Annotated in this window: 28 protein-coding genes; 15 read left to right on the forward strand and 13 right to left on the reverse strand. The window is 67.6% G+C overall.

Features of this window, described 5'->3' with window-relative positions:
- Nucleotides 1-7: 7 nt before the first annotated feature.
- A complete protein-coding gene (locus tag HZY97_RS19085; protein WP_180147684.1) occupies nucleotides 8-1,486 on the forward strand; it encodes a hypothetical protein in 1,479 nt (492 codons plus the stop codon).
- 49 nt (nucleotides 1,487-1,535) lie between these two features.
- On the opposite strand, the gene HZY97_RS19090 is transcribed toward HZY97_RS19085, so the two are convergent.
- Nucleotides 1,536-2,003, reverse strand: a complete 468-nt coding sequence (locus tag HZY97_RS19090) for a vgr related protein (RefSeq protein ID WP_180147685.1) — start codon at nucleotides 2,001-2,003, stop codon at nucleotides 1,536-1,538.
- A 193-nt stretch (nucleotides 2,004-2,196) separates the two neighbouring features.
- Between HZY97_RS19090 and HZY97_RS19095 the strand changes: the two genes are divergently transcribed.
- Complete coding sequence (locus HZY97_RS19095) at nucleotides 2,197-3,774, forward strand: ABC-F family ATP-binding cassette domain-containing protein (RefSeq protein ID WP_180147686.1); 1,578 nt, start codon at nucleotides 2,197-2,199, stop codon at nucleotides 3,772-3,774.
- Between the two features lie 36 nt (nucleotides 3,775-3,810).
- Here the strand turns inward: HZY97_RS19095 and HZY97_RS19100 are convergent, their stop codons facing one another.
- The gene (locus HZY97_RS19100) at nucleotides 3,811-4,284 is read right to left on the reverse strand and encodes a hypothetical protein (RefSeq protein ID WP_180147687.1); all 474 of its coding nucleotides are present in this window, start codon (nucleotides 4,282-4,284) and stop codon (nucleotides 3,811-3,813) included.
- Between the two features lie 198 nt (nucleotides 4,285-4,482).
- Between HZY97_RS19100 and HZY97_RS19105 the strand changes: the two genes are divergently transcribed.
- Nucleotides 4,483-4,860: a hypothetical protein gene (locus tag HZY97_RS19105; RefSeq protein WP_180147688.1), complete on the forward strand. Its 378-nt coding sequence runs from the start codon at nucleotides 4,483-4,485 to the stop codon at nucleotides 4,858-4,860.
- A gap of 43 nt (nucleotides 4,861-4,903) precedes the next feature.
- On the opposite strand, the gene HZY97_RS19110 is transcribed toward HZY97_RS19105, so the two are convergent.
- Both HZY97_RS19110 and HZY97_RS19115 read right to left on the reverse strand, forming a co-directional pair.
- On the reverse strand, nucleotides 4,904-5,440 hold the full coding sequence (locus tag HZY97_RS19110) for a PH domain-containing protein (protein WP_180147689.1): 537 nt from the start codon (nucleotides 5,438-5,440) through the stop codon (nucleotides 4,904-4,906).
- 155 nt (nucleotides 5,441-5,595) lie between these two features.
- Nucleotides 5,596-6,036: a copper chaperone PCu(A)C gene (locus HZY97_RS19115; RefSeq protein ID WP_180147690.1), complete on the reverse strand. Its 441-nt coding sequence runs from the start codon at nucleotides 6,034-6,036 to the stop codon at nucleotides 5,596-5,598.
- A gap of 162 nt (nucleotides 6,037-6,198) precedes the next feature.
- On the opposite strand from HZY97_RS19115, the gene dnaK reads away from it, so the two are divergent.
- Both dnaK and dnaJ read left to right on the forward strand, forming a co-directional pair.
- Nucleotides 6,199-8,109 carry a molecular chaperone DnaK gene (dnaK, locus tag HZY97_RS19120; protein WP_180147691.1) on the forward strand — a complete coding sequence of 637 codons (1,911 nt, stop codon included), beginning with the start codon at nucleotides 6,199-6,201 and terminating at the stop codon, nucleotides 8,107-8,109.
- A gap of 72 nt (nucleotides 8,110-8,181) precedes the next feature.
- On the forward strand, nucleotides 8,182-9,306 hold the full coding sequence (dnaJ, locus tag HZY97_RS19125) for a molecular chaperone DnaJ (protein WP_180147692.1): 1,125 nt from the start codon (nucleotides 8,182-8,184) through the stop codon (nucleotides 9,304-9,306).
- Nucleotides 9,307-9,455: 149 nt separating this feature from the next.
- On the opposite strand, the gene HZY97_RS21095 is transcribed toward dnaJ, so the two are convergent.
- Nucleotides 9,456-10,736, reverse strand: a complete 1,281-nt coding sequence (locus tag HZY97_RS21095; protein WP_180147693.1) for a YdcF family protein — start codon at nucleotides 10,734-10,736, stop codon at nucleotides 9,456-9,458.
- Nucleotides 10,737-11,063: 327 nt separating this feature from the next.
- Here HZY97_RS21095 and HZY97_RS19135 point away from each other — a divergent pair, with 327 nt between their 5' ends.
- The gene (locus HZY97_RS19135) at nucleotides 11,064-11,894 is read left to right on the forward strand and encodes a tail fiber protein (RefSeq protein ID WP_180147694.1); all 831 of its coding nucleotides are present in this window, start codon (nucleotides 11,064-11,066) and stop codon (nucleotides 11,892-11,894) included.
- Nucleotides 11,895-12,013: 119 nt separating this feature from the next.
- Nucleotides 12,014-12,400 (forward strand): glycine zipper 2TM domain-containing protein, encoded by a 387-nt coding sequence (locus tag HZY97_RS19140; RefSeq protein ID WP_180147695.1) that lies wholly within the window; start codon nucleotides 12,014-12,016, stop codon nucleotides 12,398-12,400.
- Between the two features lie 66 nt (nucleotides 12,401-12,466).
- Here HZY97_RS19140 and HZY97_RS19145 read toward each other — a convergent pair whose 3' ends face one another.
- Nucleotides 12,467-12,775, reverse strand: a complete 309-nt coding sequence (locus HZY97_RS19145; protein ID WP_180147696.1) for a hypothetical protein — start codon at nucleotides 12,773-12,775, stop codon at nucleotides 12,467-12,469.
- A 113-nt stretch (nucleotides 12,776-12,888) separates the two neighbouring features.
- On the opposite strand from HZY97_RS19145, the gene HZY97_RS19150 reads away from it, so the two are divergent.
- Nucleotides 12,889-13,716 (forward strand): sigma-70 family RNA polymerase sigma factor, encoded by an 828-nt coding sequence (locus HZY97_RS19150; protein WP_180147697.1) that lies wholly within the window; start codon nucleotides 12,889-12,891, stop codon nucleotides 13,714-13,716.
- Between the two features lie 44 nt (nucleotides 13,717-13,760).
- Here the strand turns inward: HZY97_RS19150 and HZY97_RS19155 are convergent, their stop codons facing one another.
- Genes HZY97_RS19155 through HZY97_RS19175 form a run of 5 tightly spaced genes read right to left on the reverse strand, consistent with a single transcriptional unit; the run spans nucleotide 13,761 to nucleotide 19,710 of the window.
- Entirely contained in the window at nucleotides 13,761-14,567 is an 807-nt protein-coding gene (locus HZY97_RS19155) for a hypothetical protein (RefSeq protein WP_180147698.1), read from the reverse strand.
- A gap of 44 nt (nucleotides 14,568-14,611) precedes the next feature.
- Nucleotides 14,612-17,164, reverse strand: a complete 2,553-nt coding sequence (locus HZY97_RS19160; RefSeq protein WP_180147699.1) for an HWE histidine kinase domain-containing protein — start codon at nucleotides 17,162-17,164, stop codon at nucleotides 14,612-14,614.
- Complete coding sequence (locus HZY97_RS19165) at nucleotides 17,148-17,699, reverse strand: biliverdin-producing heme oxygenase (protein ID WP_257215179.1); 552 nt, start codon at nucleotides 17,697-17,699, stop codon at nucleotides 17,148-17,150. Before HZY97_RS19165 ends, HZY97_RS19160 begins: the two co-directional genes overlap by 17 nt.
- The gene (gene purB, locus HZY97_RS19170) at nucleotides 17,696-19,006 is read right to left on the reverse strand and encodes an adenylosuccinate lyase (protein ID WP_180147700.1); all 1,311 of its coding nucleotides are present in this window, start codon (nucleotides 19,004-19,006) and stop codon (nucleotides 17,696-17,698) included. Before purB ends, HZY97_RS19165 begins: the two co-directional genes overlap by 4 nt.
- 47 nt (nucleotides 19,007-19,053) lie before the next feature.
- Entirely contained in the window at nucleotides 19,054-19,710 is a 657-nt protein-coding gene (locus HZY97_RS19175; protein WP_218943166.1) for a DUF1287 domain-containing protein, read from the reverse strand.
- 206 nt (nucleotides 19,711-19,916) lie between these two features.
- Here HZY97_RS19175 and HZY97_RS19180 point away from each other — a divergent pair, with 206 nt between their 5' ends.
- Nucleotides 19,917-20,459, forward strand: a complete 543-nt coding sequence (locus HZY97_RS19180) for an EF-hand domain-containing protein (RefSeq protein ID WP_180147701.1) — start codon at nucleotides 19,917-19,919, stop codon at nucleotides 20,457-20,459.
- An 84-nt stretch (nucleotides 20,460-20,543) separates the two neighbouring features.
- On the opposite strand, the gene HZY97_RS19185 is transcribed toward HZY97_RS19180, so the two are convergent.
- Both HZY97_RS19185 and radC read right to left on the reverse strand, forming a co-directional pair.
- Nucleotides 20,544-20,984 (reverse strand): hypothetical protein, encoded by a 441-nt coding sequence (locus HZY97_RS19185; protein WP_180147702.1) that lies wholly within the window; start codon nucleotides 20,982-20,984, stop codon nucleotides 20,544-20,546.
- Between the two features lie 57 nt (nucleotides 20,985-21,041).
- On the reverse strand, nucleotides 21,042-21,722 hold the full coding sequence (gene radC / locus HZY97_RS19190; protein ID WP_180147703.1) for a DNA repair protein RadC: 681 nt from the start codon (nucleotides 21,720-21,722) through the stop codon (nucleotides 21,042-21,044).
- Between the two features lie 194 nt (nucleotides 21,723-21,916).
- Here radC and HZY97_RS19195 point away from each other — a divergent pair, with 194 nt between their 5' ends.
- The 6 genes from HZY97_RS19195 to HZY97_RS19220 all read left to right on the forward strand — a co-directional run bounded on the left by HZY97_RS19195 (nucleotide 21,917) and on the right by HZY97_RS19220 (nucleotide 26,254).
- The gene (locus HZY97_RS19195; RefSeq protein ID WP_180147704.1) at nucleotides 21,917-22,216 is read left to right on the forward strand and encodes an AtpZ/AtpI family protein; all 300 of its coding nucleotides are present in this window, start codon (nucleotides 21,917-21,919) and stop codon (nucleotides 22,214-22,216) included.
- Nucleotides 22,213-22,998, forward strand: a complete 786-nt coding sequence (locus tag HZY97_RS19200) for a F0F1 ATP synthase subunit A (RefSeq protein WP_180147705.1) — start codon at nucleotides 22,213-22,215, stop codon at nucleotides 22,996-22,998. Before HZY97_RS19195 ends, HZY97_RS19200 begins: the two co-directional genes overlap by 4 nt.
- Nucleotides 22,999-23,062: 64 nt before the next feature.
- Nucleotides 23,063-23,275, forward strand: a complete 213-nt coding sequence (locus HZY97_RS19205; RefSeq protein ID WP_180147999.1) for a F0F1 ATP synthase subunit C — start codon at nucleotides 23,063-23,065, stop codon at nucleotides 23,273-23,275.
- Between the two features lie 25 nt (nucleotides 23,276-23,300).
- Nucleotides 23,301-23,795: an ATPase gene (locus HZY97_RS19210; RefSeq protein WP_180147706.1), complete on the forward strand. Its 495-nt coding sequence runs from the start codon at nucleotides 23,301-23,303 to the stop codon at nucleotides 23,793-23,795.
- Complete coding sequence (locus HZY97_RS19215) at nucleotides 23,788-24,339, forward strand: hypothetical protein (protein WP_180147707.1); 552 nt, start codon at nucleotides 23,788-23,790, stop codon at nucleotides 24,337-24,339. Before HZY97_RS19210 ends, HZY97_RS19215 begins: the two co-directional genes overlap by 8 nt.
- A 58-nt stretch (nucleotides 24,340-24,397) precedes the next feature.
- Nucleotides 24,398-26,254 (forward strand): CHASE3 domain-containing protein, encoded by a 1,857-nt coding sequence (locus tag HZY97_RS19220; RefSeq protein ID WP_180147708.1) that lies wholly within the window; start codon nucleotides 24,398-24,400, stop codon nucleotides 26,252-26,254.
- Nucleotides 26,255-26,273 lie beyond the last annotated feature (19 nt).

The raw sequence follows: 26,273 nt of genomic DNA on the forward strand, positions 1-26,273 counted from the left end.
GAAGGCCATGCGGTTCGAGAGGATGATCAGGCTGACGATGCTGGCGGGCGTGGCACTGGCCCTGCCCGGTGTTGCGCAGGCCGCCCCGGCGGCGGCGATGGGCCAGTCCAGCCAGCAATCGGCCGACGACTATCAGTGGATCGACCAGGCCGATGCGCTGTGGGACGCGATCGGCGATGCGCCGCCCGACACTGCCTTCGCCTTTGAAGGGCAGGAGCCCTGGGCCTGGCAGACCGGCGACGGCTATACGATCATCGTCGAGGACGCCGGCGAAGGCGGCATCCGCAGCTATTATTTCGCGCCCGGCGCGACCAGCCCGTTCCTCACCGTCGAGCCCGGGATGAGCTTCGCCTTTGTCGGCGGGCGGCTGGTGATGGTCTATGACGCCGATGGCGAGGCCGCGCCGCGCGGCGAGTTCGGCGATTATGACGATGCCGCGCACGATCTTTATGCGCGCGGGCGGGCGCTGTTCCAGGCGCTGAGCGGGCGCGACTATCGCCCGGTCGATGCCGACGCCTGGGTCGATGCCAGCCCCTATATCTTCGGCTTCATTCAGCTGTGGGACGAGGGGCGCAGCCGCTATCCGGGCTGGAGCCGCTATCATGCGCGCAGCGACAGCGCGGCATGGCGCCGGCGCTTCGACGACGAGCAGCGCCGTCGCCGCGAGCAGGCGCTGCGCTTCAGCCATTGGCGCCAGGGCGGCTTCCAGGGACCGCCGCCGGGCCGCTACCACCGTCCGGACCAGCCGGGACGCCCCGGCACCGGGCGCCCGCCGCAGCCGGGCTCGGGCTGGTCGCACCAGCCGGGCAATGGCGGACGGCCGGGCCAGCCCGGCAGGCCGGGCCGCCCGGGTGGCCCGGGCACCAACCCGCCGCCATCCTCCGGAACCCCGCCGGTCGCGACGCCCGGAAACCCGCCGCGCCCGCCCTTCACGCGCCCGGGGCCGAGCCGGCCCGACGGTTCGCCCGACTGGCGCCGCGGCCGCCCGGTTACGCCGCCGCCGGCACCGGTGGTCAAGCAGCCGGTGACCGACGTGCCCGCGCCGGTCTCGGACGCGCCGCAGCCTCCGGTCGAGACGCGCCCGTCGCGTCCGCGGCCCGATGGCGGCTGGCGCCCGCGCCCCGCACCGACTCCGCCGAGCGCCGGCGCAGCGCCGATGCCGCCTGCTGTCGTGAGCGAGCCGCCCGCGCCGCGTCCACGGCCCGAGGGAGGCTGGCGTCCGCGTCCTGCACCGGGCAACGCGGGTACGCCCGACGCGTCGCCGCCGCAGTTCCGCCCGCGCCCGACGCCGCCGGTTGGCAGCGCGCCGCCTGCGCCGCGGCCGAGCTACACGCCGCCGGCACCGAGCGCGGCGCCGCAGCCGTCGCGGCCCAGCTTCACGCCGCCGCCGCGCGCTTCATCGCCGCCGCCCTCGCGCCCGAGCCCGCCGCCGTCGCGGCCGAGCCCGCCGGCCAAGATCCAGAACGACTCGCTCAAGGTGGATTAGCAGGCGAGGGGCGCGGTGCCGGGTGGACCGGCGCCGCGCCCGCGCTGCGTCAGCGGAAGGCCGCGATCAGCGTCTCATAGGCTTCGCGTCCCGGCGCACCCTCGACGACCACGCCGTGGCGCAGGAAATAGGCGTGGCGGACGATCTCGGCCTGCTGCTCGAGCCCGTATTTGGTGAAGGGCTGGCCGGGCTTGAGCGCATAGGTGTAACTGCAGAACGGGTGGCGCCGGAGCGGCAGGAAGATCCCGCGCTGGGTCTGCCAGATATGGCAGAGCTCGTGGAGCAGCAGGCCGTGAAAGCCGATGCCTTCCTTGCTGTAATCCTCGCGCCACTTGTCGCTGTCGGGGTGGAAATGGATATGGCCGGTCGGCGCCATCGTGGTCTTGACCGGCTGGAACGGAAACCATTTGCGCCGGCGGATCTCGACGCCGCTCAGGTCGATCGCGTCGTGATAGATCGAGCGGGCGAGCGCGATCTCGCCGGCCGTCAGTTTCCGCGCTTCGCCCTTTTCGGTCATCGTCGCCCCTTCCCGGGGTCAATTGCTAGGACGGCGGGCAGGTTCCGGCCACCGCTATTCGCACCGCGTCGGTCTTGTCAGGCGCGCGCCGCTTCGCCAGATAGCGCTCTCGAATTCTCGAAGGAGTGTACCGCCATGCGCCAGGAACCGATCGCCATTCGCCCGATCGTCTCGTCCTGCCCGCAGGTGCCTCATGTCTTGCTTCGTAACCCTGGATTCGCTTTCCGCCGCAACGCCTGAGGGCGCGCGGCTCTTCGACAATCTGACGCTGGCGCTCGGGCGGGAACGCACCGGGCTGGTCGGGCGCAATGGTTCGGGCAAGTCGACCTTGCTGCGCATCGTCGCGGGCTATCTCGCGCCGGTGGCGGGCAGCGTGGTGCGCGCGGGGAGCGTCGGCGTGCTGCGGCAGAGCTGGCCCGAGGACTGGCGCGTCGATGAAGTGCTGGGCGTGCGCGCGGGGCTGGTGCGGGTGGCGCGGGTGCTGGGCGGTACGGGCGACGATAGCGACTTTGCCGAGGCCGACTGGACGCTCGAGGAGCGGGTGAGCGCGGCGCTGGCGGCGTCCGGGCTGAGTGAACTCGCGCTCGACCGGCGGGTGGCGACGCTGTCGGGCGGCGAGCGGACGCGGGTGGGGATCGCAAGGCTGCGGCTCGACGCGCCCGATCTGCTGCTGCTCGACGAGCCGACCAACAATCTCGATGCCGAGGGCCGCGCGGCGGTGGCGGCGCTGCTTGCCGAGTGGAAGGGCGGGGTGCTGGTCGCCAGCCATGACCGGGCGCTGCTGGAAGGCATGGACCGGATCGTCGAGCTGACGCCGCTCGGCGAGCGGGTGTTCGGCGGCGGCTGGTCGGGCTTTGCCGAGGCGCGCGATGCCGAGCGCGAGCGGGCGGCGGCGGAAGTCGAGCGGGCGGGCGGGGCGCTGCGCAGCGCCGAGGCAGGGGCGCAACAGGCACGCGAGCGCCAGGCGCGGCGTGATCGGGCGGGGCGGGCCTTTGCGGCGAGCGGGTCGGCGCCGAAGATCTTGCTCGGGCGGCAAAAGGAGCGGGCGGAAAATTCGGCCGGGCGCGGGGCCGAGGTCGGTGAGCGGCTGGTTGGGTCGGCCGAGGAACGGCTGGCAGCGGCGCGCGAGGCGGTGGAAGTGGTGACGCCTTTGGTGATCGAGCTGCCTTTGACGGGATTGCCGAGGGGGCGCCGGTTGCTGGCATTCGAGGATGCGGCATTGCTGCGCGGCGACCGCGTGTTCGGGCCGTGGCGCTTCGAGATCATCGGGCCCGAGCGGGTGGCGGTGTCCGGGCCCAATGGCGCGGGCAAGACCAGCCTGTTGCGGCTGGCGGCGGGGGAACTGGCGCCGGACCGGGGCAGCGTGTGGCGGGCCGAGGGGCGGGTGGCGATGCTCGACCAGCATGTCGGGCTGCTGGAGGCCGGGGCGAGCGTGCTCGACAATTTCCGGCGGCTGCACCCGGGCGCTACCGAGCGTGGGGCGTATGCGGCGTGCGCGCGATTCGCGTTCCGCAATCGCGATGCGCTGAAGCTGGTGGCGGAGCTGAGCGGCGGCGAACGGATGCGCGCGGGGCTGGCCTGCGTGCTGGGCGGCGCGGCGGTGCCGCAATTGCTGCTGCTCGACGAGCCGACCAACCATCTCGACCTCGAGTCGACCGAAGTGCTCGAGGCGGCGCTGGCGGGCTATGACGGCGCACTGCTGGTGGTGAGCCACGACCGGGCGTTTCTGGAAGCGATCGGGGTGGAGCGGGAGATTGCGGTGGGGCGGTGAGGGGCGGCTCTTGGGTGGGAAGCGGTCATTTCGGGCTTAGTCCACTACGCGAAAGTCTACCCACTCCGCTCGTGGATGCACGCGAACACAGTCCGGCTCGATCCTCAACGGCCTCAGATGACAAACTCGCGTAGCCTTCAGGCAAAACTCTAGGAGATCGTTCTCCTTGCCGATGGCGGTAAATACAGCGTCGGCGTCGGCATCAGTCAAACTAAGCCCGCGTTCAAAGTCGGAGCGACTAACCCGATAGAGCAACGTCCTGCCTACCTGACCATTGCTAATGCGCTCAAACCTGAAGCTGACAATTATCTTCGACGGGAATTCCGCATGAAACAGCCTAAAATGAAATTCTGTCGGGGTGCCAACGACGTCATAGTTTTCCCACTCAAACGCCAAGCCGCTCCGATGATCGCGCCATCCAACGACTAATCCGCCGCAAACCGCTTCGAGCTCAAGATCGGGCGGAACCATTGCGGCCGCATCGGGCCTGTTAGCAAACTCGATCCTCATTCGACACCTGCACTTGCATCATCAAGCGACCTTAAGCGATCATTCCGATGTCCGCTATTGGGCGTTTCCGGCCTGACCGCTTGCGGGCGGCCAGATGGCGATGTCGGTCGTTGAATATTAACCGCCACACGCTCACGATACTGGCCGCCCAGCCCTGTTCAATTGCGCTGGTGCTTTGAACCTCGGGAGGGCTGCGTGATGTTCGGTCTTTTCAAACGGGACGAGCAACTCGGCCTTCAGCGCGAATTCCATCGCAATTGCCTCAAGCAGATCGAGGACCTGGAACGCCGGATCAACGACAGGGAACTGGCGGCGCTTCGGGCAAAATTCTCGGCGGTATGGATCGACGATCAGCCGACACGCGAATTGCCGGGCAAGGTGCAACTCGCCCGGCGCTACGCAACCGAATTGGGAGGGGTGCTGGCAGGCAGGTCGTCGGCGCTGGAAAGCATGTGGCCCGCGTTGGACGAGCTGCAAGCCATCATCGATACTTGCGAGCGAGCCGTGCAGGATCTGCTGGCCGGCCTCCTCGTCCGGCAAGGCTCGTCGTCGGCCGCGAAACCAGTCGATCGTTGAAAGGGATCGCTTCTGACGGCTGACTTTGGGGGTGAAAGCCGCCTTAGTTCAGCGGCGGCTCGCCGAACCCTTCCTGGACCATGTCGATCTCGCGGACGCCGCGGTTGCGCCGGGCGGTGTTGACCAGGTCGCGCAGCTTTTCGCGGCGGGCGCGGGCCTTGGCGACGTCGCGGATCACCAGCGGGGCGTCCCGGGTGGTCTCGTCCGATGAGGTGATGGTGATCGTGCCGATGTCGGCGATCTGGTTGATGATCGAGAAATCGATGCGGACGTCCTTGACCCGGTAGAGCTCGATCTCGTCGATCGACTTTTGCAGGATGCCCTTGTGGAGGATCAGCCGGTCCTCGGTGACCTCATAGGCGATCGCGATATTCTCGAACCATTTGAGGATGACGACGACCAAAGCGACGGCGAGCAGCAGCGGCGCGACCCAGGCGGCGCCGACCAAAGTGCCCTGCGCCAGGAAATAGAAGCTGCCGACCAGCCCGGCGAGGAACAGGAAGCAGGTGCTCCAACCGGCGAGCGTGCCGAACAGCCAGCCGAGCGTGGAGGAGCGGAAACGGTCCAGGATCTGGGGCATGAGTACGGGCCTCCCTCGGTGGTTTGGCGGGGAGGATAGCGGCGTCCCCATCCTCCGTCATCCCCGCGCAGGCGGGGATCCAGAGTCACGGGCGATGCGGTCGAGAAACCCTGGATCCCCGCCTGCGCGGGGATGACGAATTGGGGGTTTTGGCGTTAGCTCCCCGGCGCCGCGTCGCCTGCGCCGACCACCTTTGCCTCGAGCCGCAGCGCCTTGCCGCTGGCGAAGGACAAAGTGAGCGGGATCTTCTGGCCCGGCTTCACGGCGGGGCCGATCGAGAAGAGCATCACGTGCCGACCGCCGGGGGCGAATTCGAGCTTGCCGCCGGCGGGGACGGCGACGTCCTTGAGCGGGGCCATCTGCATCATGCCGTGATCGCCCTTCATGCTCTCGTGCAATTCGGCGCGAATCGCGGCGGGGGTAGAGACGGCGAGGAGCGTGTCCTGCGCCGCGCCGCCCTGGACGGTGAAATAGGCCGCGCCGGGCTGGCCGGCGACCGCGGGGAGGCGCACCCAGGCGCCGTCCGCCTTGAGCTCGCCCTTGGGTGCGCAGGCGCTGAGCGCCGCCAGTGCGAGGAGACCCGGAAACAGCCGCATGCAGTTAACTCCCATTTCGGGAAAGCCTCTAGAAAGCCAAGCTTCTTGCGGCAAGCGCATGCGCACCTATATCCGGCGACGTGACCGGTTCTCCGCGCTGCCTCTTAGCAGGGGCGAGGGGGCCAATTTGTTAGATTAGGACCTGGGGGCCAACGAGGGAACATGGCTAAAGTAATCGGTATCGATCTGGGCACCACCAACAGCTGCGTAGCTGTGATGGAGGGCGGCAAGCCCAAGGTAATCGAGAATGTCGAAGGCGCACGCACCACGCCTTCGATCGTCGCCTTCGCCAAGGATGGCGAGCGGCTGATCGGTCAGCCGGCCAAGCGCCAGGCAGTGACCAACCCGGATTCGACCGTGTTCGCGGTCAAGCGGCTGATCGGCCGTCGCTTCGACGACCCGATCACCAAGAAGGACACCGAGCTGGTGCCCTACACCATCGTGCGCGGCCCGAATGGCGACGCCTGGGTGCAGGCCGGCGGCGAGGATTACAGCCCGTCGCAGATCAGCGCCTTCATCCTGCAGAAGATGAAGGAAACCGCCGAGAGCTATCTGGGCGAGAACGTCACCCAGGCGGTGATCACGGTTCCGGCATACTTCAACGACGCGCAGCGCCAGGCGACCAAGGACGCCGGCAAGATTGCGGGCCTGGAAGTGCTGCGCATCATCAACGAGCCGACGGCGGCAGCGCTCGCTTACGGCCTCGAGAAGAACGACGGCAAGACGATCGCGGTCTATGACCTTGGCGGCGGCACGTTCGACATCTCGGTGCTCGAGATCGGCGACGGCGTGTTCGAAGTGAAGGCGACCAACGGCGACACGTTCCTGGGCGGCGAGGATTTCGACGCCAAGCTGGTGCAGTTCCTGGCCGAGGACTTCAAGAAGGCCGAGGGCATCGACCTCACCAAGGACAAGCTGGCACTCCAGCGCCTGAAGGAAGCCGCCGAGAAGGCCAAGATCGAGCTTTCGAGCGCGCAGACCACCGAAGTGAACCTGCCCTTCATCACCGCCGACGCCAATGGGCCGAAGCATCTGGTGAAGACGATCAACCGCGCCGAGCTGGAGCGCCTCGTCGAGGAGCTGATCCAGCGCACGCTCGAGCCGTGCCGCAAGGCGCTGGCCGATGCCGGCGTCAAGGGTTCGGCGATCGACGAAGTGGTGCTGGTCGGCGGCATGACCCGCATGCCCAAGGTGCGCCAGATCGTGAAGGAGTTCTTCGGCAAGGAGCCGCACACCGGCGTGAACCCCGATGAGGTGGTTGCGATCGGCGCGGCGATCCAGGCCGGCGTGCTGCAGGGCGACGTCAAGGACGTGCTGCTGCTCGACGTGACGCCGCTGTCGCTCGGCATCGAGACGCTGGGTGGCGTGTTCACTCGCATGATCGACCGCAACACGACGATCCCGACCAAGAAGAGCCAGGTCTATTCGACTGCCGATGATCATCAGCAGGCGGTGACGATCCGCGTCTTCCAGGGCGAGCGCGAAATGGCGGCGGACAACAAGATGCTCGGCCAGTTCGACCTGGTCGGCATTCCGCCGGCGCCGCGCGGCGTGCCGCAGATCGAAGTCACCTTCGACATCGATGCCAATGGCCTGGTCAATGTGTCGGCCAAGGACAAGGGCACCGGCAAGGAGCAGCAGATCCGCATCCAGGCCTCGGGCGGCCTTTCGGACAGCGACATCGAGCAGATGGTCCGCGACGCCGAGAATTTCGCCGAAGAGGACAAGAAGCGTCGTGCCGGCGCAGAAGCCAAGAACAATGCCGAGAGCCTGATCCACACCACCGAGCGCCAGCTCGCGGAGAATGGCGACAAGGTCGATGCCAGCCTGAAGGCGGAGATCGAGGCGGCGGTGGCCGAGGCCAAGGCTGCAGTCGAGGGCGGTGACGCCGACGACATGCAGGCCAAGAGCCAGAACCTTGCCCAGGTGGCGATGAAGCTCGGCCAGGCGATCTACGAGAAGCAGCAGGCGTCCGAGGCTTCGCCTCAGGCCGGCGGCGCAGCGGAGAGCGAAGCGGGCGGCGAAGAAGTCGTCGACGCGGAATTCTCCGAGGTGGATGACAACAAGGCGTAACTGCATGTCTTTCCCCGGCATTCCTGACTGCGGGTCGGGAATGCCGGGCGAAGGCGGGGGCCCGAGTTTTAAATGACCACCGAAGTTGATTTCTACGAGCTGCTCGAAGTCGAGCGCACCGCGGACGACGCGACGCTCAAATCCGCCTATCGCAAGCTCGCGATCAAATATCATCCCGACAAGAATGCCGGGTGCAAGGACCATGAGGCCAAGTTCAAGGCGATCAACGAAGCCTATGACTGCCTGAAGGATCCCCAGAAGCGCGCGGCCTATGACCGCTTCGGCCATGCCGCCTTCCGGAACGGCATGGGCGGCGGGGGCGGCGGTGCCGGTCCGCAGGACTTCGGCGCATTCAGCGACATCTTCGAAAGCGTGTTCGGCGAGTTCATGGGCGGTGCCCGTGGCGGCGGGCGCCAGGTGCGCCGCGGCGCCGACCTGCGCTACGACATGGAAATCACGCTGGAAGAGGCCTTTCACGGCAAGACCAGCGAGATCACCGTCGACGTCTCCGGGCACTGCGACACCTGCGAGGGCACCGGCGCGAAGCCGGGCACCAAGGCGACCCAGTGCAAATATTGCGGTGGGCACGGCAAGGTGCGCGCGCAGCAGGGCTTCTTCATGGTCGAGCGCGCCTGCCAGCATTGCCACGGCGCCGGCGAGATCATCGACGAGCCGTGCCGCGACTGCCGCGGCGAGGGCCGGACCGACAAGACCAAGACGCTCAAGATCAACGTGCCGCCCGGCGTCGACGAAGGCACGCGGATCCGCCTGCAGGGCGAAGGCGAGGCGGGCGGGCGCGGCGCGCCGGCCGGCGACCTCTACATCTTCCTGCACGTCAAGAAGCACAGCCTGTTCGAGCGCGAGGGGACGAACCTGTTCGCCCATGCGCCGATCAGCTTCACCACCGCGGCACTGGGCGGCGAGATCGTCATCCCCGGGCTCGACGGCGAGAAGCACGTCATCAAGATCGCGCCCGGCACGCAAAGCGGCCGCGAAGTGCGCCAGCGCGGCGTCGGCATGCCGGTGCTGCAGGGCCGCGGGCGCGGCGACCTGGTCGTCGAGCTCGTCGTCGAGATGCCGAGCAAGCTGACCGCGAAGCAGCGCGAGCTGCTCGAGGAATTCCGTTCGACCGAGACCGGCGACGAATGCCCGCAATCGACGGGGTTCTTCGCCAAGCTCAAGGCGGCGCTGGGCTGATTTAGCCTGACGCTTGCATTAAGCTTTCCCCGGCGAAGGCCGGGCCCCAGGCTCGGCGTGCGCGCGAAGACGCGCTACCGCGCGTGATTTTTAAAGGGCTGGGCCCCGGCCTTCGCCGGGGAAAAGTTCAAAGAAAGCGCACGAAGGGTTCAGGGATCGAGCGGGTCCGTCGCGTCGCGGTGCAGCGCGGCCGGGAGCGCGTGCCACTCCATTTCATACGGCCCCAGCTGGCGGCCGCGCGTGATCGGCTGATAGCCGAGTTCGGCGTCGAGGCGCTGGCGGAAGCTGTCGGCGACCACCGACGTGATGTGCGACGCGCTCGAGGTCACGATCGCAGGGCGATCCATCGGTAGCCCGTAGCGGAAGATCAGCCGCGCGGCGTTGCGGAAGTTGGTGGTCGTGTGGCGCGCCTGCGGCTCGATCAGCACCGCGCTTGCCGGGATGCCGTAGCGCTCGACCAGCTCGCGCTTCATCCCCATCGCTTCGGTGAGGTCGGTATGCACCGGGTGGACCGCGCCGCCCGAGACGATCAGGAACGGCGCCTTGCCTTCGCGGTAGAGCTGGGCGGCGCGCATCGTGCGCAGCTTGCCGATATTGCTGATGCCCGTGCCGAGCGCGCCCGGGCCGCTGCCGAGCACCAGGATCGAGGTATAAGGGTATCGCGACCAGTCGGTGTGCGCCACGCGCGCCGCGGCGGCGGCGTTCTCCTGCTTCTCGAGCGGCGCGCTGACCCGGACCAGCTCGCGATCGTTGAGATAGAGCAGCATCAGCGCGAACTGGAGCGGGGCGGCGAAGACGGGCGCGTCGTCGGGCGTACCCCGCGCGGCAATATCCATCCCCTCGGCGAGCAGGCGGCCAAAAGCGGGATCATCCGGCTTGAAGTCGCCCGAATCGATCTTCGGATAGCGCGGCGCTTCGGCCAGGCCATAGACCCGGTAGATACGGTTCATCGCGGCGGCGGCGTCCACCCAGGCGGCGCGCAGCAGGCCGGCATCGTCCTTCGCGGCGTGGAGCTGGAAGGCGCCCGAGGGGCGTAGATGGCGGGCGGCGATCCCGGCGATGCGCGGATCGCTTGCTAGCGCGTCACCGATCGCGTCGATCTCCTGCGGCTGCCACAGCATTGCGTCGATCCGGCATTTCGCGCTTTCGGCGCCGCAGCTTGTAAGCGCCGCGGCGATGCGCTGCGCGCGGTCGGCCTTGATCCGGTTGAGCCGGGGCGAAACAAGGATCGCCGCGCGATATTCGGGCAGCCGGGTCAGCAAAGTGAGCAGGTAGAAATTCTCGTCCTGCACCGGCGCGCCGCTCTGCACCCAGGCATAGCTGCGCACCGGGCCGGCAGGCGCATGTTGCGCGGGCGCTGCGGGGACCAGGGTCAGGCTCGAGGCGCCCAGCGCGGCGCCGAGCAGGGCAGTGGCAAGGCCTAGGCGCACAATGGGTCTTCCTGTCAGGGTTTGAATCGCGGGGCGGTTGGCGGGAGCTATCATATCGGCGCCCCCGCCCGATAGCGCGCGGGCGATCGCTTTTCGCCAGGTGGAAGCGAGCAATCCCACCATTATCGTCCAGTCCCTCCCATCTGGGAGCTATCCGCGCATCGATAGTTGCACGAGTCTGCAGTATCGGAGGGTGGGAGATATGCCATGTGGGCCTGGCTCAGGAGATTGTTCGCGCGGCTGTTCGGGAGCGGGGCGCGCCAGCCGTCCGCGCCGTTGGCGGAGAGCTTTCGACCGGGCCCCATGCCGCCACCGCCGCCGGCGGGGATGCAGCAGCTCATGGCGGTCAATGGCAGCTTTCCCGAGCAGGGCCCGGGCAATGCGCAATTCACCATCGGCATGGTCGAGAGTTTCGCCGGCGGCTATCCGGCCTGGGGCGCGCCCGCCTGCACCGGGCAATTGCTGCCGATCATCCAATACCAGCCGCTGACCGCCGTGATCGGGCTGAACTTCGGCGGGGACGGCGAGCAGCATATCGGGCTGCCCAACCTCCATGGCCGCGTCACGCTGGGCGGCGCGCCGATCGGGCGGATGACGCAAGGGGGCCTGACCATGACCTGGCTGATCGCGACGATGACCGGCGGCGACGCGCCGGTACTGGGCATGCTGGTGCCGTTTGGCGGAACCTATGCGCCGAGCGGCTGGGCAGTGTGCGACGGCTCGACGCTGCCGGTTCGCCAGAATGTCGCGCTGTACCAAGCGATCGGCGCGGCGTTCGGCGGCAGCGACGGGCTCTATTTCCAGCTGCCCGACCTGAACGGCGCTGCGCCGATCGGCGTGGGGCTGGCGGTGGCGCTCGGCCAGAAGGTCGCGGGCACGATCGACGGGCTGGGGCTGCACTATCTGATCAACACCAGCGGCCCGCTCGCGCCCGCGACGGGCAATGGCGCACCGCCGGCGGGCAGCTTCTATGCCGGGCAGGTGATCGCCTTTGCCGGGGCGCAGGTGCCGCCGGGCTGGGCGGTGTGCGACGGCAGCCTGTTGGCGGTGTCGGGCTGGCCGGTGCTGTTTCAGGCGATCGGCAATGTCTGGGGCGGCGACGGCAAGACCAGCTTCGCGTTGCCCGACCTGCGCGGGAAGATGCTGGCGGGGGGCTAGCCTACGAGATCATTACGTTAACGTAAGCTGCAAGGGCAGTTCAGGATCGCCTCAGGCCGAATCGCTTAGACCATCCTCAACACCGGTGCTGCGGCGCCGGCCAGATGAGGAGAAAGATCATGCGTAAGACGCTTCTGGGCCTCGCGGCCATGGCCGTTGCCCTTCCCGCCCTTTCGGCTCCTGCCAGCGCGCAGCGTTACGGCGGTGGCTATCAGGATCACGGTCGCTACGAGCGCGGCTATGACAATCGTGGCTACAACCGCGGCTACAACGATCGCGGTGGCTATTATAACGGCCCGAGCTGGCGCGGGCGCGACGGCCGCAACTATTGCCGCCGTTCGGATGGCACCACGGGCCTGTTGCTGGGCGGTGTCGCCGGTGCGCTGGTCGGCCGCAGCATCGACCGCTACGGCGATCGTACCCCCGGCACCCTGCTGGGCGCCCTAGGCGGCGCGCTGGTCGGCCAGGCGATCGACAAGGATAATGGCGGCCGTCGCTGCCGCTAAGTCCTCGAACATATCGAGTGGAGGCAAGGGGCCCGGTGGAAACGCCGGGCCCCTTTCTCGTGCGTGTCAGGCGGGCAGGCCGTAGCTGCCGATCCGCTCGACCGCGAGCCGGGTAACCGCCGGCGCGGCGAGGACACGGTCAGCCATGCCCGCTTCAAAGGCCTGGAAGCTTGGCATCCCGGTGAGCGCCTCGCTGCTGTCTTCGGCGAGGTTGAGGAAGACATGGACGAACTCGTCGCCCTGGCGGAACAGGCCATAGGCGATGTGCTCGGGCCGGGTGCGGTTGGCCTCGGCGAACACTGCCTGGGAGAGGCGGACATTCTCCCCGGCGGCCTCGGGCTTCACGGTGTAGCGGACCATCGTCAATCGGGGCATTTGATTTCTCCTTCCGCCGGCCATGACGATGGCGGCCACGAAAAGGATTCGCGCCGTGCGAATCCTTTTGGCGCGCGGCATCGTCTATCGTGCGGGACACGATAGGAGTGGCGATGACATCCGAGACTTTGCCCGACACCCTGGCTGCGATGCGCCCGGCGCTGCACCGCTATTGCGCGCGGATGATGGGATCGGCATTCGACGGCGAGGATGTCGTGCAGGACGCCTATGCCAAGGCGGGCGCGGCGCTGGCGGCGGGTGCCGAGGTCGAAGAGCCGCAGCGCTGGCTGTTCCGCATCGCCCACAACGCCGCGCTCGACGCGATCCGCAAACGGCGGCGCGAGGCGTTCGACCTGCTCGACGAGGAGGTGCCGGGCGGCGCACCGGCGGAGAGCCGCGCGGCGGCGAGCGCGGCGCTCTCCACCTTCCTTGCGATCCCGCCCGGACAGCGCGCGGTAGTGGTGCTCGCCGATGTGCTCGGCCATTCGGGCGAGGAAGTCGCCGCGATCCTCGACACGACGCTGGCCGCGGTGAAGGCGGCGCTGCACCGCGGGCGGGCACGGCTGCGCGACATGGCGGAGGCGCCGGTGCGGCTCGACCCCGCCGAGCGCGCGCGGCTGGAGGACTATGCCGCGCGGTTCAACGCGCATGACTGGGACGCGCTGCGCGAGCTGCTTGCCGAGGATGTGCGGCTCGACCTGGTGGCGCGGACGCGGCTGGCCGGCGCGGGCAATGTCGGGGTGTATTTCACCCGCTATGCCGAGAATCCGGTGTGGCGGATGGAGGTGGGGGTGGCCGAGGGGCGGCCGGTGGTGGTCGCGCGGAGTACCGACGGCGTGGCGCGCTTCGTGGTGCTGCTCGACTGGCAGGGCGGCAGGATCGCGGGCATCCGCGACTTCCACTATGCGGGCTATGTGATGGAGGGGCTGGGGCTGGACTGATTTACGGTTCCCCGGCGAAGGCCGGGGCCCAGTTTCGCCAACCCTTAGTGCCCGTCGTCGCTCCAGTGGGGCGGGTCGGAGAGCAATTTTATCGCGCCGTAGCCGGCGCCGAGCTTCTGCAGGTCGGGATTGTCGCCCGAGCGGGGCGTGCCGGCGATTTCGCGCGTCTTGCCCTGCTTGTCCTTGATCTTGAGCGTGCCGGACCATGAGATCGTCATGTCGATCGCGCGGCCCTCGATATGGCGCGAGGTGAGCGAGGGTTCGAAGGCGATCTGGAACAGGTCGCTCATCGCCTGGGCGCCGGCCTTCGATTTGGCGAGGTCGCCATGATCCCATTGAATCTTGAGGCCGGGAAGGGCGGGGACCTTGTTCGGCGCGACCGAGCCCTTCGCCACGCACCAGCTATAGTGCATCAGGTGGGCGCGGGTCGCGTTGCGGCGGGTTGCGGAGACGGTGACGGTAGCGCCCGCGTCCTTCAGTGCCTTGAGGAAGGCGGCGGCATTGGCCTGGAAGGGCTGGATCAGGTCGGTGACCGCGGCGCTGTTCGGGTATTTGGCCTGATTGGCGTTCCACCAGTCGGCGCCCGAGAGCGGCGGGCGGGCGCCCTGGCCGGCGGCGAGCGCGAGCCAGGTCTTGCCGCCGGGGCTGATCAGCCCGTCGGGGGCGGGCATGGCGAGGACCTTGCCCTGATAGCCGGTGATCGCGGCGACGGTGAGCGTGCCGCATTCGCCGCTGGTCGGCAGCAGCTTCTGGCCGGTGAAGCCCAGCCAGTCGTTGAGCAGATGCTGGACGACGAGCACGTCCGCGAGATCATTGATCCCGCCCTTGCCCACCGATGCGCCGATCGCCATTCGCCTGCCTCCTCTGGTCGGAGACAGGCGTATCCCGTGAAATCCTAGTTTGAAAGCAGGTCGCTTACCGCGCGGGAGATGCTGGCCAGCGTATAGGGCTTCTGGGTGACCAGCGCCTTGGCATGTTCGGGCGGGAGCTTGAGCTGCTCGCCATAGCCGGTGGCGAACAGGAAGGGCACGCCGGCGGCGGCAAGGTCGTCGGCGAGGGGCAGGCTGGTCTCGGCGCCGAGATTGACGTCGAGCACCGCGACTTCGAACGCCTCGCGGCCGATCTCCTCGCGCGCCTGGGCGAGCGAGCCGGCGGTGACGACGCGGCTGGCACCGAGCCGGGTGAGGATGTCCTCCGCGTCCATCGCGATGATCAGGCTGTCCTCGACCAGCAGGACAACGCCCGAGAGCAGCTTCGGCGCGGTGGCGCCGGGCGTCGGCTCGGGCGGAGGAGCCGGGCGCGGGGCGCGGGTGGGATCGACTTCGATATGGCGGGCGGGGACGCAGAAATCGGCTTCGAGCCCGGTGAGCGGGTAGCGCACATCGGCGCGGCCGCCGAGGTCATAGGGGATCGAGCGGGTGATGATCGTGGTGCCGAAGCCCTGGCGCTTGGGCGGCTGCACCGCGGGGCCGCCGCGCTCGCGCCATTCGATCGACAGGTCGCCCTCGCGGTCGATCTGCCAGCCGACATGGACCGAACCATTGTCCGAGAGCGCGCCATATTTGGCGGAATTGGTCATCAGCTCGTGGAGCACCAGCGCCAGCGTCGAAAAGGCCTGGGGGTGGAGCAGCACCGGTGGGCCGTCGGTGGTCACGCGGCCGGCCTTGCCGGCGAGATAGGCGGCGGCCTCGGTCTCGATCAGGCGCAACAGCGGCGCGGCGGACCAGTTATCCTGGGTGATCTGGTCGTGCGCGCGGGCCAAGCTCTCGATCCGGCCCTCGAGCAGATGGATCGTGTCGCGCTTGTCCGCGTCGGGATCGAGCGACTGGCGGACCAGGCCGCGGATCAGGCTGAGGATGTTGCGGACGCGGTGGTTGAGCTCCGCGATCAGCAGCTCCTGGCGCTCGGAAAAGCGGCGGCGCTCTTCCTGGGCATCGTCGCTGAGGCGCAGCACGACTTCGATCAGCGAGGCGCGCAGCATCTCCGCGACGCGCAGCTCGGCGTTGAGGAAAGGCTCGGAGCGGCCGCGGACTTCCTGGCTCCACAGCTCGAAGCTCTTGCGCGGCGTCAGGCGGGGGCCGTTGGGGCCGAGCTGGGCGGGCTTGTGCGGATCGCCGGCCCATTTGACCGTGCGGATCTTCTCCTGGCGGAAGAGCAGGACATAGTCGCGCGGGCGGCGCGAGATCGGGATCGCCAGCAGGCCGGCGGCGACATCGTCATAGTCGGCGGCGGCGGGGAGCGTGTCGGCGAGGCGATCGGTCGAGAAGATCTTGCCGGCGGCCATCGCGTTGAGGCGGCGGGTGATTGCCGAAAAGGCGTCGGCCGGCGGGGTCATCCCCGAATAGGAGACCTTGCCGTCGAGCCAGATCGCGATGCCGTCGCACGGCACGGTCTCGCGCATCATCGTGCCGAGCCATTCGGGATTGTCGAGCAGCGTCGAATCGCCGGCCACCGCGGCAAGCAGCCGGTCGCTGGCGAAGCGCGCGGCGAGCTCATAGGCGGCGAGCTCCTTGCGCTCGCGGCTCTCGAGCTTGAGCGCGAACATCTGGCCGAACAGCTCGGCGATCGAGCGGCGCTCGAAGCTGGGGCAGCGCGCGGCATAATGGTGGCAGGCAAACAGGCCCCAGAGCTGGCCCTCGACGATGATCGAGATCGACAGCGAGGCGCCGACGCCCATGTTCTTGAGATATTCGATATGGATCGGCGAGACCGAGCGCAGCACCGAGAGCGAAAGGTCGATCGGCGCGCCGCTCTCGTCGAGGCGGGGGACGATCGGCACCGGATCGGCATTGACGTCGGCGATGATGCGGAACGGCGTGCGGATATAGAGCTTGCGCGCCTGTTGCGGGATGTCGCTGGCGGGGTAGCGCAGGTCGAGGAAGCTGCCGATGCCGGCGCGCGCCGCCTCGGCCACGACGACGCCCGAACCGTCACGATCGAAGCGATAGACCATCACCCGGTCGAAGCCGGTCAGCGCGCGGACCTGGCGGGCGCCTTCGCGGTAGAAGGCGGGGGCGTCGCTGGTCTCGTCGAGCCGGGCCATCATCGCGCGGATCGCCGAACCGATATCGGTGCCGGCATCCTCGCAGCATTCCTCGCCTTCGAGGATGATCGTGTCCCCGATCATGTGCAGCGCGAAATCGAAGCAGCGGCCGGTGGCGATCTTCAGCCCGAAGACGCGCTCGACTGCGTCATGGCCGCGCAGCATCGCCAGGCGGTTGCGCAGCGTGTGGACGGCATGGTCGCCGAGCAGGTCGACCGCGGAGGTGCCGAGCAGGTCGTCGGCGGGCTTTTCGAGGAATTGCTCGGCATTGGCCGAGACGCGGCGGATCAGCCAGTCGATCGACAAGGCGAGCAGGAAGCCGAACGGCTGGATCGCGCCCAGCTCGTGAATCGGCTCGCGATCGCAATTGGTGAGATCGACCTCGAAATTACCGTCCGTCGCCAATCTGGACCTTTCGCCAATTTTCCGCCGAATGCTCAAATGCCGCGAAAGTCGCAAGCGCTGCGGTGCGCGCTGCTTCCAGTGCGGCGGGATCGCGCAAGCTATCGTCGATAGCGGCTAGTAATTGCTGCCACTTTTCGGCGCGCTGATCTGAATCAAGATAGGCGCGGGGAAATCCGGTGGGCAGGCTGCGCGCGAGGAATTTGCCGCCGAGGCGCGACCCTTCGAGGACGTAGAGCGTGCCGGCGATGGCGGCATCACTGTCGAAGACGGGTGGCGACGCGGGATGCGCCTGGCCTACCTTGGGGAGCTGGGCGAGATCCTCGCGCAGCAAGGCGCCACGCTTGCGGTCTTCCCAGTCCGCCGTCACCCGCTCGCCGGGAAGCGCCGCTTCCAGCGCCCACACCACATCGGCATGGGCGGCGAGGAAGCGGGCATAGCTTTCCCGGTCGGTCAGGTCGAAATCGCCGAACGCCGCGTCAACGCGGTCATGTGCCTCGGCGGTCGCCGCGCGCAGCGCCTTGCGGCTCGGCGTCAAGCGAACACGCGCTCGAAGATCGTGTCCACCTGCTTGAAGTGATAGCCGAGGTCGAACTTGTCCTCGATCTCCTGCGGGCTGAGCGCCGCAGTGACTTCGGGATCGGCCTTGAGCAGCTCGAGCAGCGACAGCTCGCCATCCGATTCCCACACCTTCATCGCGTTGCGCTGGACCAGCCGATAGCTGTCCTCGCGGCTGACGCCGGCCTGGGTGAGGGCAAGAAGCACGCGCTGGGAATGCACGAGGCCGCCCATTCGATCCAAATTCTTCTGCATCCGCGCCGGATAGACGAGCAGCTTGTCCATCACGCCGGTGAGGCGGGCGAGCGCGAAGTCGAGCGTGATCGTCGCGTCGGGGCCGATATAGCGCTCGACCGAGGAGTGGCTGATGTCGCGCTCATGCCACAGCGCGACATTTTCCATCGCCGGGATGGTGGCGCTGCGGACCATGCGGGCGAGGCCGGTCAGGTTCTCGGTCAGCACCGGGTTGCGCTTGTGCGGCATCGCCGACGAGCCCTTCTGGCCGGGCGAGAAATATTCCTCGGCCTCGAGCACTTCGGTGCGCTGGAGGTGGCGGACCTCGACGGCGAGGCGCTCGATCGACGAGGCGATCACGCCGAGGGTTGCAAAGAACATCGCGTGGCGATCGCGCGGGATGACCTGGGTCGAGACCGGCTCGATCGACAGGCCGAGCTTCGCAGCGACATGCGCTTCGACGCGCGGATCGATATTGGCAAACGTGCCGACCGCGCCCGAGATCGCGCAGGTGGCGATGTCGGCGCGGGCTGCGAGCAGCCGCTCCTTGTTGCGCTTGAACTCGGCATAGGCCTCGGCGAGCTTGAGCCCGAAGGTGACCGGCTCGGCATGGATGCCGTGGCTGCGGCCGATCGTCGGGGTGAGCTTGTGCTCATAGGCGCGGCGCTTGAGTACTTCGAGCAGCTGGTCGAGGTCGGCGAGCAGGATGTCCGACGCACGGGCGAGCTGGACCGCGAGGCAGGTATCGAGCACGTCCGAGCTGGTCATGCCCTGGTGCATGAAGCGCGCTTCGTCGCCGACCTGCTCGGCCACCCAGGTGAGGAAGGCGATGACGTCGTGCTTGGTCACGGCCTCGATCGCGTCGATCGCGGCGACGTCGATCGCGGGGTTGGTCGCCCACCAGTCCCACAGCGCTTTGGCGGCGCTCTTCGGCACCACGCCGAGCTCGGCCAGAGCTTCCGTCGCGTGCGCCTCGATCTCGAACCAGATGCGGAAGCGCGCTTCGGGCGACCAGAGGGCGGTCATCTCGGGGCGCGAATAACGGGGGACCATTTGAAGCCTTTCACCGGGAGGTTTGGCGCGCCCCTAGCAAGGGAGCCTCAGACTTTCCACCGAAAGCGGCCGGTGATCGGCCAGTCGAGCAGTGCATCCTCCTCGCGGGCGCCCCCGCCGATATTGTGGAGGATCATCGGCGCGCGGGCGCCCGGCACGTCCGAGACCAGCCCGATATGCGTGCCGGTGCCGCCCGCGCCGTTGGAAGGCGCGGAAGTGAAGATGTCGCCGGGCTGCCAGTTGGCGTCGGTCGGGACGGGCAACTGCGCGCCTTGCCGGGCGAGGAAGCGGGCGAGATTGGGCACGCGGCGATGGTCGATGCTGGGGTCGGGATGCGTCAGGCCCCATTTGCGCGGATAGGCGGCAAAGGCCTGTTTCATGTCGGCATTGACCAGCGCCTGAAGGTCGATCCCGAACGCGTCGCGATAGGCGCGGATCACCACGTCGGTGCAGACGCCCTTCACCCGCGGGACGTCGCCATTAGGGAAGGGGAGGGCCGTGTACGCAGAATCATAGTGGCGCGTGACACCGACCTGGCCGCGGGCCGCAGCGACCAGCTTTCGGGCGGAATCGCTCTCGGCAAGGCGTGGGCCGGGCCCGGTCGGCGCCTGTGCAGGACCGCCGCATCCGGCGAGGCCGGCGGTCATTCCAAGCAGCAGCGTCCGCCGGTCGATCATGCCCGCATCCTGCACGCGCCGTGGCACGCGCGCCACAGGGCAAATGAAATGCGATAAGGCGAGCCCGCGCGCGGATGGGTTGAGGCTACAGGGCTTGGAGGGTGGAACATAACTTCCAGATTGAAGGTTGATAGGGAGAATGTTCAAGAGACAATCAGGCTAGAGATTAAATATAGCGCCTGAATAGAATAGGAGAAATTCTCATGCTGAAGCCCATGCTTCTTGCCACTTCTATGATGTTTGCTGTTCCTGCTATTGCGCAGGAAGCGCCGGCGCAGGATAATACCCAGTCGATGCAGACTGCGCCTGCCCCCGAGAAGGCGACTCCGCCGGTGACCGACGACAAGGCGCCCGGCACCCAGGATCAGACGGCAACCGCCCAGACGACTCCGGCGCCGGCCCAGCCCGCGACGCAGCCCGCCCAGGGCGTGGCGCAGGACGCTACCGCTGCGCCGGGCGCGCAGCCGGCGGCTGCGGCCTCGACCGAACCTGCCGCGGTGCCTGCCGCGCAGCCGGCCGCTACGCAGGAGCAGGTCGCCCAAGCCGTGGGCCGTGACTTTGGCAGCTATGACAAGGATGCCGACGGCAAGCTGAACACGACCGAGTTCGCCGCCTGGATGGGCAGCCTGCGCAAGGCCGCCGAGCCGACCTTCCAGCCGGGCACGCCCGAGGCGACGACCTGGGCCAACCAGGCTTTCGCCAGCGCCGATACCGACAAGAGCGCATCGGTGAACAAGCAGGAGCTGACGGTCTTCCTGACCCCGAAGCCCTCGTAAGACTTTCGTCGCGCCAAATACGCATGGCGCACTCCCGAACGGTCGCCGGACTTGCCTCCGGCGGCCGTTTGGTTTGTCTGGAGTTCAGGCGTGTTCCAGGGCGATGTGCATCAGGCTGAGTTCCATCGCCACGAACGTGCCGGCGACCCACAGCCAGATCGCTTCGCCGATCCAGGCCTGGAGCAGCATCGCGGGGAAAATGCCTAGGAACAGTATCGCGCGCAGCCATATCAGTGCCGGCGCGCCGGTTCGTCCGCCGAAAAGGCCCCATTCCGGATCGCGCATCCCGATCGCCCGGCGGGGCGATGCTTTGTTGGCCCGCATCGCCGTGTCGGCGGTTTCGATGCCCCGCCGATAGGTGGGGCTGAACAACATGCGCAGGAAGAGCAGCGCCGCGATTGCTGCGACAATGGCTGTGGCGGGGATCAGGATGCCGCGTAGCGGCGTGATTGCCAGGCTGGCGAGCGCGATGGTGCCGGCAAGGACGGCGACCCAGAAACTGACCCTGCGAAGCTGCACGTCCATCCCCGGACCCTATCCGGCTTTGGTTTCGAGGCGAAACGGTTTCGCCGTCCCCGCTGCCTAGATCAGCCCTTGCCCCCTGAGCGACGCATGCCCGTCACGCCCCAGGATGATATGGTCGTGCACGCCGATGCCCAGCCCCTTGCCGGCGGCGGCGACCTGGCGGGTGATCTCGATGTCGGCGCGGCTGGGGGAGGGGTCGCCCGAGGGGTGATTGTGGACGAGGATCAGCGCGGCGGACTTAAGCTCCATCGCGCGGCTGATGATCTCGCGGACATAGACAGCGGTCTCGTCGATCGTGCCCTCGCTCATCAGCTCGTCGCGGATCAGCATGTTCTTCGAGTTGAGGTGAAGCACGCGGAAGCGCTCAGTGCCGTGATGCGCCATGTCGGCGCGCAGATAGTCGAGCAGCGCCTGCCAGTTGGCGAGCACGGGGCGCTCGGCGACTTCGGCGCGCAGCAGGCGGAGCGCGGCGGCGTGCGCTGCCTTCAGCGCGGCGACGCTGGTCTCGCCCATGCCCTTCACCCGAGAGAGTGCCTCGGCGTCGGCGGTAAGCAGCCCGGCGATCCCGCCGAATTCATGGAGCAGCGCCTTGGCCAGCGGCTTGGTATCCTGGCGCGGAATGGCGAGCGCGAGCAGATATTCGATCAGCTCGTGATCGAGCAACGCATCGGGCCCACCCTCGAACAGGCGGCGGCGCAGGCGCGCGCGGTGGCCGCTATTGTCGGGGGCCTCGGACATGTCCGAGTTGTTCCTGCAAACCCCGCGTTATTCAAGGCGAGGACTTCTCCGAAACGGCGTGGAAATGTGTTGGAGTTGACTCGCCCGGCGACGCTTCCTAAAGCGCCCGAGCAACGCGGTCGAATGGCTGGTGATGCTTCAATGTCGCCGGCGCGTTCGGCGGCTTTTTTCATATCTGGAACGCCTTGACCGCCTTGACCCAAGACCGTGCTCCGAGCGACCTTGACCGCCGCATCGCCGATGCGAAGACGGCCGAGGCTGCGCGCACCGGCGCGGGGACGGGCCCCAAGGCTCCGGGCGACGCCAAGGGCTATAAGCAAGGCTCGCGCGTGCTGATGGACCTGATCGGCATGCCGCTTGGCGGTGTTATCCTGGGGTATGCGCTGGACAGCTGGCTGGGCACGAGCCCGTGGCTGTTGCTGACCCTGCTCGCGCTGTCCATCGTGGCGGCTTTCCGTAGCATCTACAAGATTTCGAAGGAGCGGGCAGAGTGAGCGCCGGCGCAATCAATCCGATGGAGCAGTTCGAGGTCGGCAAGCTGATCAAGTTCGATCTGCTTGGCTACGACCTCTCGTTCACCAACTCGGCCCTGTTCATGTTCGTCGTGGCAGGCCTGTTGTTCGTGTTCATGCTGGGCGGCATGAAGCGCTCGCTGATCCCGGGCAAGTGGCAGCTGATGGCCGAAGGCGCGGTGGGCTTCATCGATTCGATGGTGAACACCAGCATCGGCAAGGGCGGCAAGAAGTTCGCCCCCTACATCTTCTCGCTGTTCTTCTTCATCCTGTTCGCCAACCTGGTCGGCATCCTGCCGCTGGCGGTGGTGCCGGGGCTGCACACCTTCGCGGTGACCAGCCATATCACCGTGACCGCGGTGCTGGCGTTCTTCTCGTTCGGCATCGTGCTGTTCGTCGGGCTGTTCAAGCATGGCTTCAAGTTCTTCGGCCTGTTCGTGCCGCACGGCGCGCCGCTGTGGCTGATGCCGGTGATCATCCCGGTCGAGTTCATCTCGTTCATGGTGCGTCCGTTCTCGCTGGGCCTGCGACTGTTCGTCGCGATGACCGCGGGGCACATCCTGCTCGAAGTGTTCGGCAGCTTCGCGGTGCAGGGCCTCAACGCCGGCACGGCGGGCAGTCCGATCGGCTTCGGCGTGTGGTTCGCCTCGATGTTGATGATCATCGGCGTGAGCGCGCTCGAGCTTCTGGTCTGCGCGATCCAGGCCTATGTCTTCGCGCTGCTGACCTCGCTGTATCTCCACGACGCGGTGCACCTGCACTAAGTCGCGCTGTTTGTTTGGTTTATCTGGATTACGTAGGGAGTTTGAAATGACTGATACTGGTCTCATGTACATCGGTGCCGGCCTCGCGGCGATCGGCGTTGGCCTGGCCGCGCTCGGCGTGGGCAATGTGTTCGGTTCGTTCCTCGAGGGCGCGCTGCGCAACCCGGGTGCGGCTGACGGCCAGCAGGGCCGCCTGTTCATCGGCTTCGCCGGTGCCGAGCTTCTGGGCCTGATCGCGTTCGTCGTCGCGATCCTGATCCTGTTCGTCGTCAAGTAAGCCACAAGCGGCCCGAGGACGTCCAATGCCACAGCTATCCCAAATCCCTGAGATCTACGCGTCGCAGCTGTTCTGGCTCGCGATCGTGTTTGCCCTCATCTATTTCGGGATCGGCAAGGCGATGGTCCCGAAGATCGAGCGTACGGTCGAAGACCGCAACGCCCGCATCGCCGGTGACCTCGCCGCGGCAGAGGCTGCCCGGGACGCTGCCCATGCGTCTGACGCAGCGTATGAGCTCGGGCTGGAAACGGCCCGGGCCACCGCGCTCGCGACGCTGAGCAAGGCCAAGGACAAGGCGACCGCCAAGTCCGAAGCCGATGTGAAGAAGGGCGATGCAGCGTCCGAGGCGAAGATCGCCGAGGCCACGCAGCGCATCGCCGCGACCAAGACCCAGGCGCTTGGCGAAATCGAGTCCGAGACGGTGGATGCCGTCCAGGACATCGTCGCCAAGCTCTCGGGCATCAAGGCCGACCGCGCGTCGGTGGCCAAGCAAGTGAAGGCGGCGCTGGCCAATGGCTGAGGAACCCCATGGCATGAAGACGCAGACCGGCACTGTCGAGCTGCACCATGAGCCCTCGGCGTTCGGCATCACCGCGCCGGGCTTCGTTGCCATTGCCATGCTCGTCGTCCTGGGTATCGTGCTGTGGAAGCGCGTGCCGGCGATGATCAGCAACATGCTCGACACCAAGATCGCGTCGATCCGTGCGCAGCTGGACGAAGCCACTGCGCTTCGTGCCGAGGCGGAGGCCGAGCTGGCCAAGGCAAAGGCACGCAACGCGGCGAGCGAGGCGGATGCCGCCGCGATCGTCGCGCATGCCGAGGAAGAGGCCAAGGCGCTGCTCAAAAAGGCCGAGGCGGACGCCAAGGAACTGACCAAGCGCCGCGCGAAGATGGCCGAAGACAAGATCGCCGCTGCCGAGCGCACCGCGATCGCCGAGGTTCGCGCCAAGGCGGCGGACGCCGCCGCTGCCGCGGCCGGTGCGATCATCGCCGAGAAGCACGGCGCCGAGGCGGACAAGGCACTCGTCGACAAGACGATCGCCGGGCTCGGCCGACTGAACTGAGGTGGTTGAAGGGCGGAATTCCAATTCGGCCCTTCCCCCAAGCGCAGGCGGAGCCGATGTGCCCGCCGCGCGCGACCCCGGGCATCTCGCCCTCCTGATCTCCTTTGCATTGCTGGCCGCGGCGCTGGTGGGTGCGCTGTTCCTCGTGAAGGGGCAGCAACAGGCCCAGCGCTGGGTGGCGCACACGCTCGAGGTCGAAGAGCAGCTGAGCAGCGTGCTCTCCCGCGTGCAGCAGGCCGAGACCGGCCAGCGCGGGTATATGATCACCCGCAACACTGCCTATCTGGAACCGTTCACCACCGGCGCGCGCAACCTGCGCACCGAGCTGGACGAACTGCACCGGCTGGTCGCGGACAGCCCCGTCGAGGCCGATCGCGCGACCAGGGTCGACAAGCTCGCTACGGAGCGGATCGCGCGCCTTACGCAGTTCGTCGAGATGATCCGCCGCGGCGACAGCGCCGCCGTGGCCGCGGGCGTGAAGACCGGGGTCGGGCTCAACCAGATGCGCGAGATCCGCGGGCTGATCGACGAGATGCGCACGCATGAAGCGAATCTGCTCGCCGGGCGCACCCGCGACGCGGCGTGGCAGGCGAACCTGCTGCTGCTGTGGCTGGTGGTGACGGCGATCGGCGTGGCGGTGGTCGCGTTCTTCGTCACCCGCTCGGCGATGCGGCGCACCTATGCCGCGATGCTGGCGCGCGACGCAGCCGAGACGGCGCATTTGCAGCTGCTCGAGGAAACCGCGCAGCGCGAGGCGGCCGAAGCGCAGCTTCGCCAGCTCGGCAAGATGGAATCGATCGGCCAGCTGACCGGTGGCATCGCGCACGATTTCAACAACATGCTGGCGGTCGTGATCGGGTCGCTCGACATGGCCAAGCGCCGCATCCTCAAGGACCCGGCCAAGGCGTCGCAGTCGATCGACAATGCACTGCAGGGCGCCGAGCGCGCCGCGCAGCTCACCTCGCGCCTGCTCGCCTTTGCCCGCCGCCAGCCGCTCGCGCCGGGCGCGCTCGATGCGAACAAGCTGGTCGCCGGCATGTCCGAGCTGCTGCGCCGCACGATCGGCGAGAATATCCGCTTCGAGACGGTGCTGGCCGGCGGACTATGGCCGGCGTTCATCGATGCCGGGCAGCTCGAGAACGCACTGGTCAATCTGTGCGTCAATGCGCGCGACGCGATGTCCGATGGCGGGCGGCTGACGATCGAAACCGCGAACACGCATCTCGACGACGCCTATGCCGCCAACCACGCCGAAGTGACGCCGGGGCAATATGTGATGGTGTCGGTCACCGATAGCGGCACCGGCATGCCCGCCGATGTGGTCGAGCGCGCCTTCGACCCGTTCTTCTCGACCAAGGAAGTGGGCAAGGGCACCGGGCTGGGGCTCAGCCAGGTCTATGGCTTCGTCAAACAGTCCGGCGGGCATGTGAAGATCTATTCGGAGCTCGGGGTCGGCACGATCCTCAAGCTCTATCTCCCGCGCCATTTCGGCGAGGAAGACCGCCGGCCGGTGCCGGCGCCCGAGGCCGAGCTGCCGCAGGGCCGCGGCGAGATCATCCTGGTCGTCGAGGACGAGGAGCAGGTGCGGATCATGTCGGTCGATGCGCTGCGCGAGCTCGGCTATGTCGTGATCCACGCATCGGGTCCCGTGCAGGCGCTGGCGATGCTCGACGACCATCCGAGCATCGACCTGCTGTTCACCGACATCGTGATGCCCGACATGACCGGGCGGGTGCTGGCCGAGCGGATGCAGGAGAAGCTGCCGCACGTCCCGGTGCTCTACACCACCGGCTACACCCGCAACGCGATCGTGCATAACGGGATGCTCGACCATGATGTCGACTTCCTCGCCAAGCCGTTCAGCATCGGCCAGCTCGCGGTGAAGGTGCGCCAGGTCCTGGACGGGCGCGAATAGGCCTGAGCGCATCCCTGTA

It is taken from the genome of Sphingomonas sp. R-74633 (assembly GCF_013416555.1).
Taxonomy (GTDB): domain Bacteria; phylum Pseudomonadota; class Alphaproteobacteria; order Sphingomonadales; family Sphingomonadaceae; genus Sphingomonas.

Excerpts from the sequence above, each read along its gene's own strand:
- HZY97_RS19185 (WP_180147702.1), bottom strand. The coding sequence starts at position 20,984 with ATGGACGTGCAGCTTCGCAGGGTCAGTTTCTGGGTCGCCGTCCTTGCC.
- HZY97_RS19085 (WP_180147684.1), top strand. The coding sequence starts at position 8 with ATGCGGTTCGAGAGGATGATCAGGCTGACGATGCTGGCGGGCGTGGCA.
- HZY97_RS19205 (WP_180147999.1), top strand. The coding sequence starts at position 23,063 with ATGTACATCGGTGCCGGCCTCGCGGCGATCGGCGTTGGCCTGGCCGCG.
- HZY97_RS19105 (WP_180147688.1), top strand. The coding sequence starts at position 4,483 with ATGTTCGGTCTTTTCAAACGGGACGAGCAACTCGGCCTTCAGCGCGAA.
- HZY97_RS19135 (WP_180147694.1), top strand. The coding sequence starts at position 11,064 with ATGCAGCAGCTCATGGCGGTCAATGGCAGCTTTCCCGAGCAGGGCCCG.
- radC (WP_180147703.1), bottom strand. The coding sequence starts at position 21,722 with ATGTCCGAGGCCCCCGACAATAGCGGCCACCGCGCGCGCCTGCGCCGC.
- HZY97_RS19210 (WP_180147706.1), top strand. The coding sequence starts at position 23,301 with ATGCCACAGCTATCCCAAATCCCTGAGATCTACGCGTCGCAGCTGTTC.
- dnaJ (WP_180147692.1), top strand. The coding sequence starts at position 8,182 with ATGACCACCGAAGTTGATTTCTACGAGCTGCTCGAAGTCGAGCGCACC.
- HZY97_RS19150 (WP_180147697.1), top strand. The coding sequence starts at position 12,889 with ATGACATCCGAGACTTTGCCCGACACCCTGGCTGCGATGCGCCCGGCG.
- HZY97_RS19115 (WP_180147690.1), bottom strand. The coding sequence starts at position 6,036 with ATGCGGCTGTTTCCGGGTCTCCTCGCACTGGCGGCGCTCAGCGCCTGC.
- HZY97_RS19095 (WP_180147686.1), top strand. The coding sequence starts at position 2,197 with ATGTCTTGCTTCGTAACCCTGGATTCGCTTTCCGCCGCAACGCCTGAG.
- dnaK (WP_180147691.1), top strand. The coding sequence starts at position 6,199 with ATGGCTAAAGTAATCGGTATCGATCTGGGCACCACCAACAGCTGCGTA.
- HZY97_RS19110 (WP_180147689.1), bottom strand. The coding sequence starts at position 5,440 with ATGCCCCAGATCCTGGACCGTTTCCGCTCCTCCACGCTCGGCTGGCTG.
- HZY97_RS19215 (WP_180147707.1), top strand. The coding sequence starts at position 23,788 with ATGGCTGAGGAACCCCATGGCATGAAGACGCAGACCGGCACTGTCGAG.
- HZY97_RS19090 (WP_180147685.1), bottom strand. The coding sequence starts at position 2,003 with ATGACCGAAAAGGGCGAAGCGCGGAAACTGACGGCCGGCGAGATCGCG.
- HZY97_RS19180 (WP_180147701.1), top strand. The coding sequence starts at position 19,917 with ATGATGTTTGCTGTTCCTGCTATTGCGCAGGAAGCGCCGGCGCAGGAT.
- HZY97_RS19100 (WP_180147687.1), bottom strand. The coding sequence starts at position 4,284 with ATGAGGATCGAGTTTGCTAACAGGCCCGATGCGGCCGCAATGGTTCCG.
- purB (WP_180147700.1), bottom strand. The coding sequence starts at position 19,006 with ATGGTCCCCCGTTATTCGCGCCCCGAGATGACCGCCCTCTGGTCGCCC.
- HZY97_RS19140 (WP_180147695.1), top strand. The coding sequence starts at position 12,014 with ATGCGTAAGACGCTTCTGGGCCTCGCGGCCATGGCCGTTGCCCTTCCC.
- HZY97_RS19145 (WP_180147696.1), bottom strand. The coding sequence starts at position 12,775 with ATGCCCCGATTGACGATGGTCCGCTACACCGTGAAGCCCGAGGCCGCC.
- HZY97_RS19155 (WP_180147698.1), bottom strand. The coding sequence starts at position 14,567 with ATGGCGATCGGCGCATCGGTGGGCAAGGGCGGGATCAATGATCTCGCG.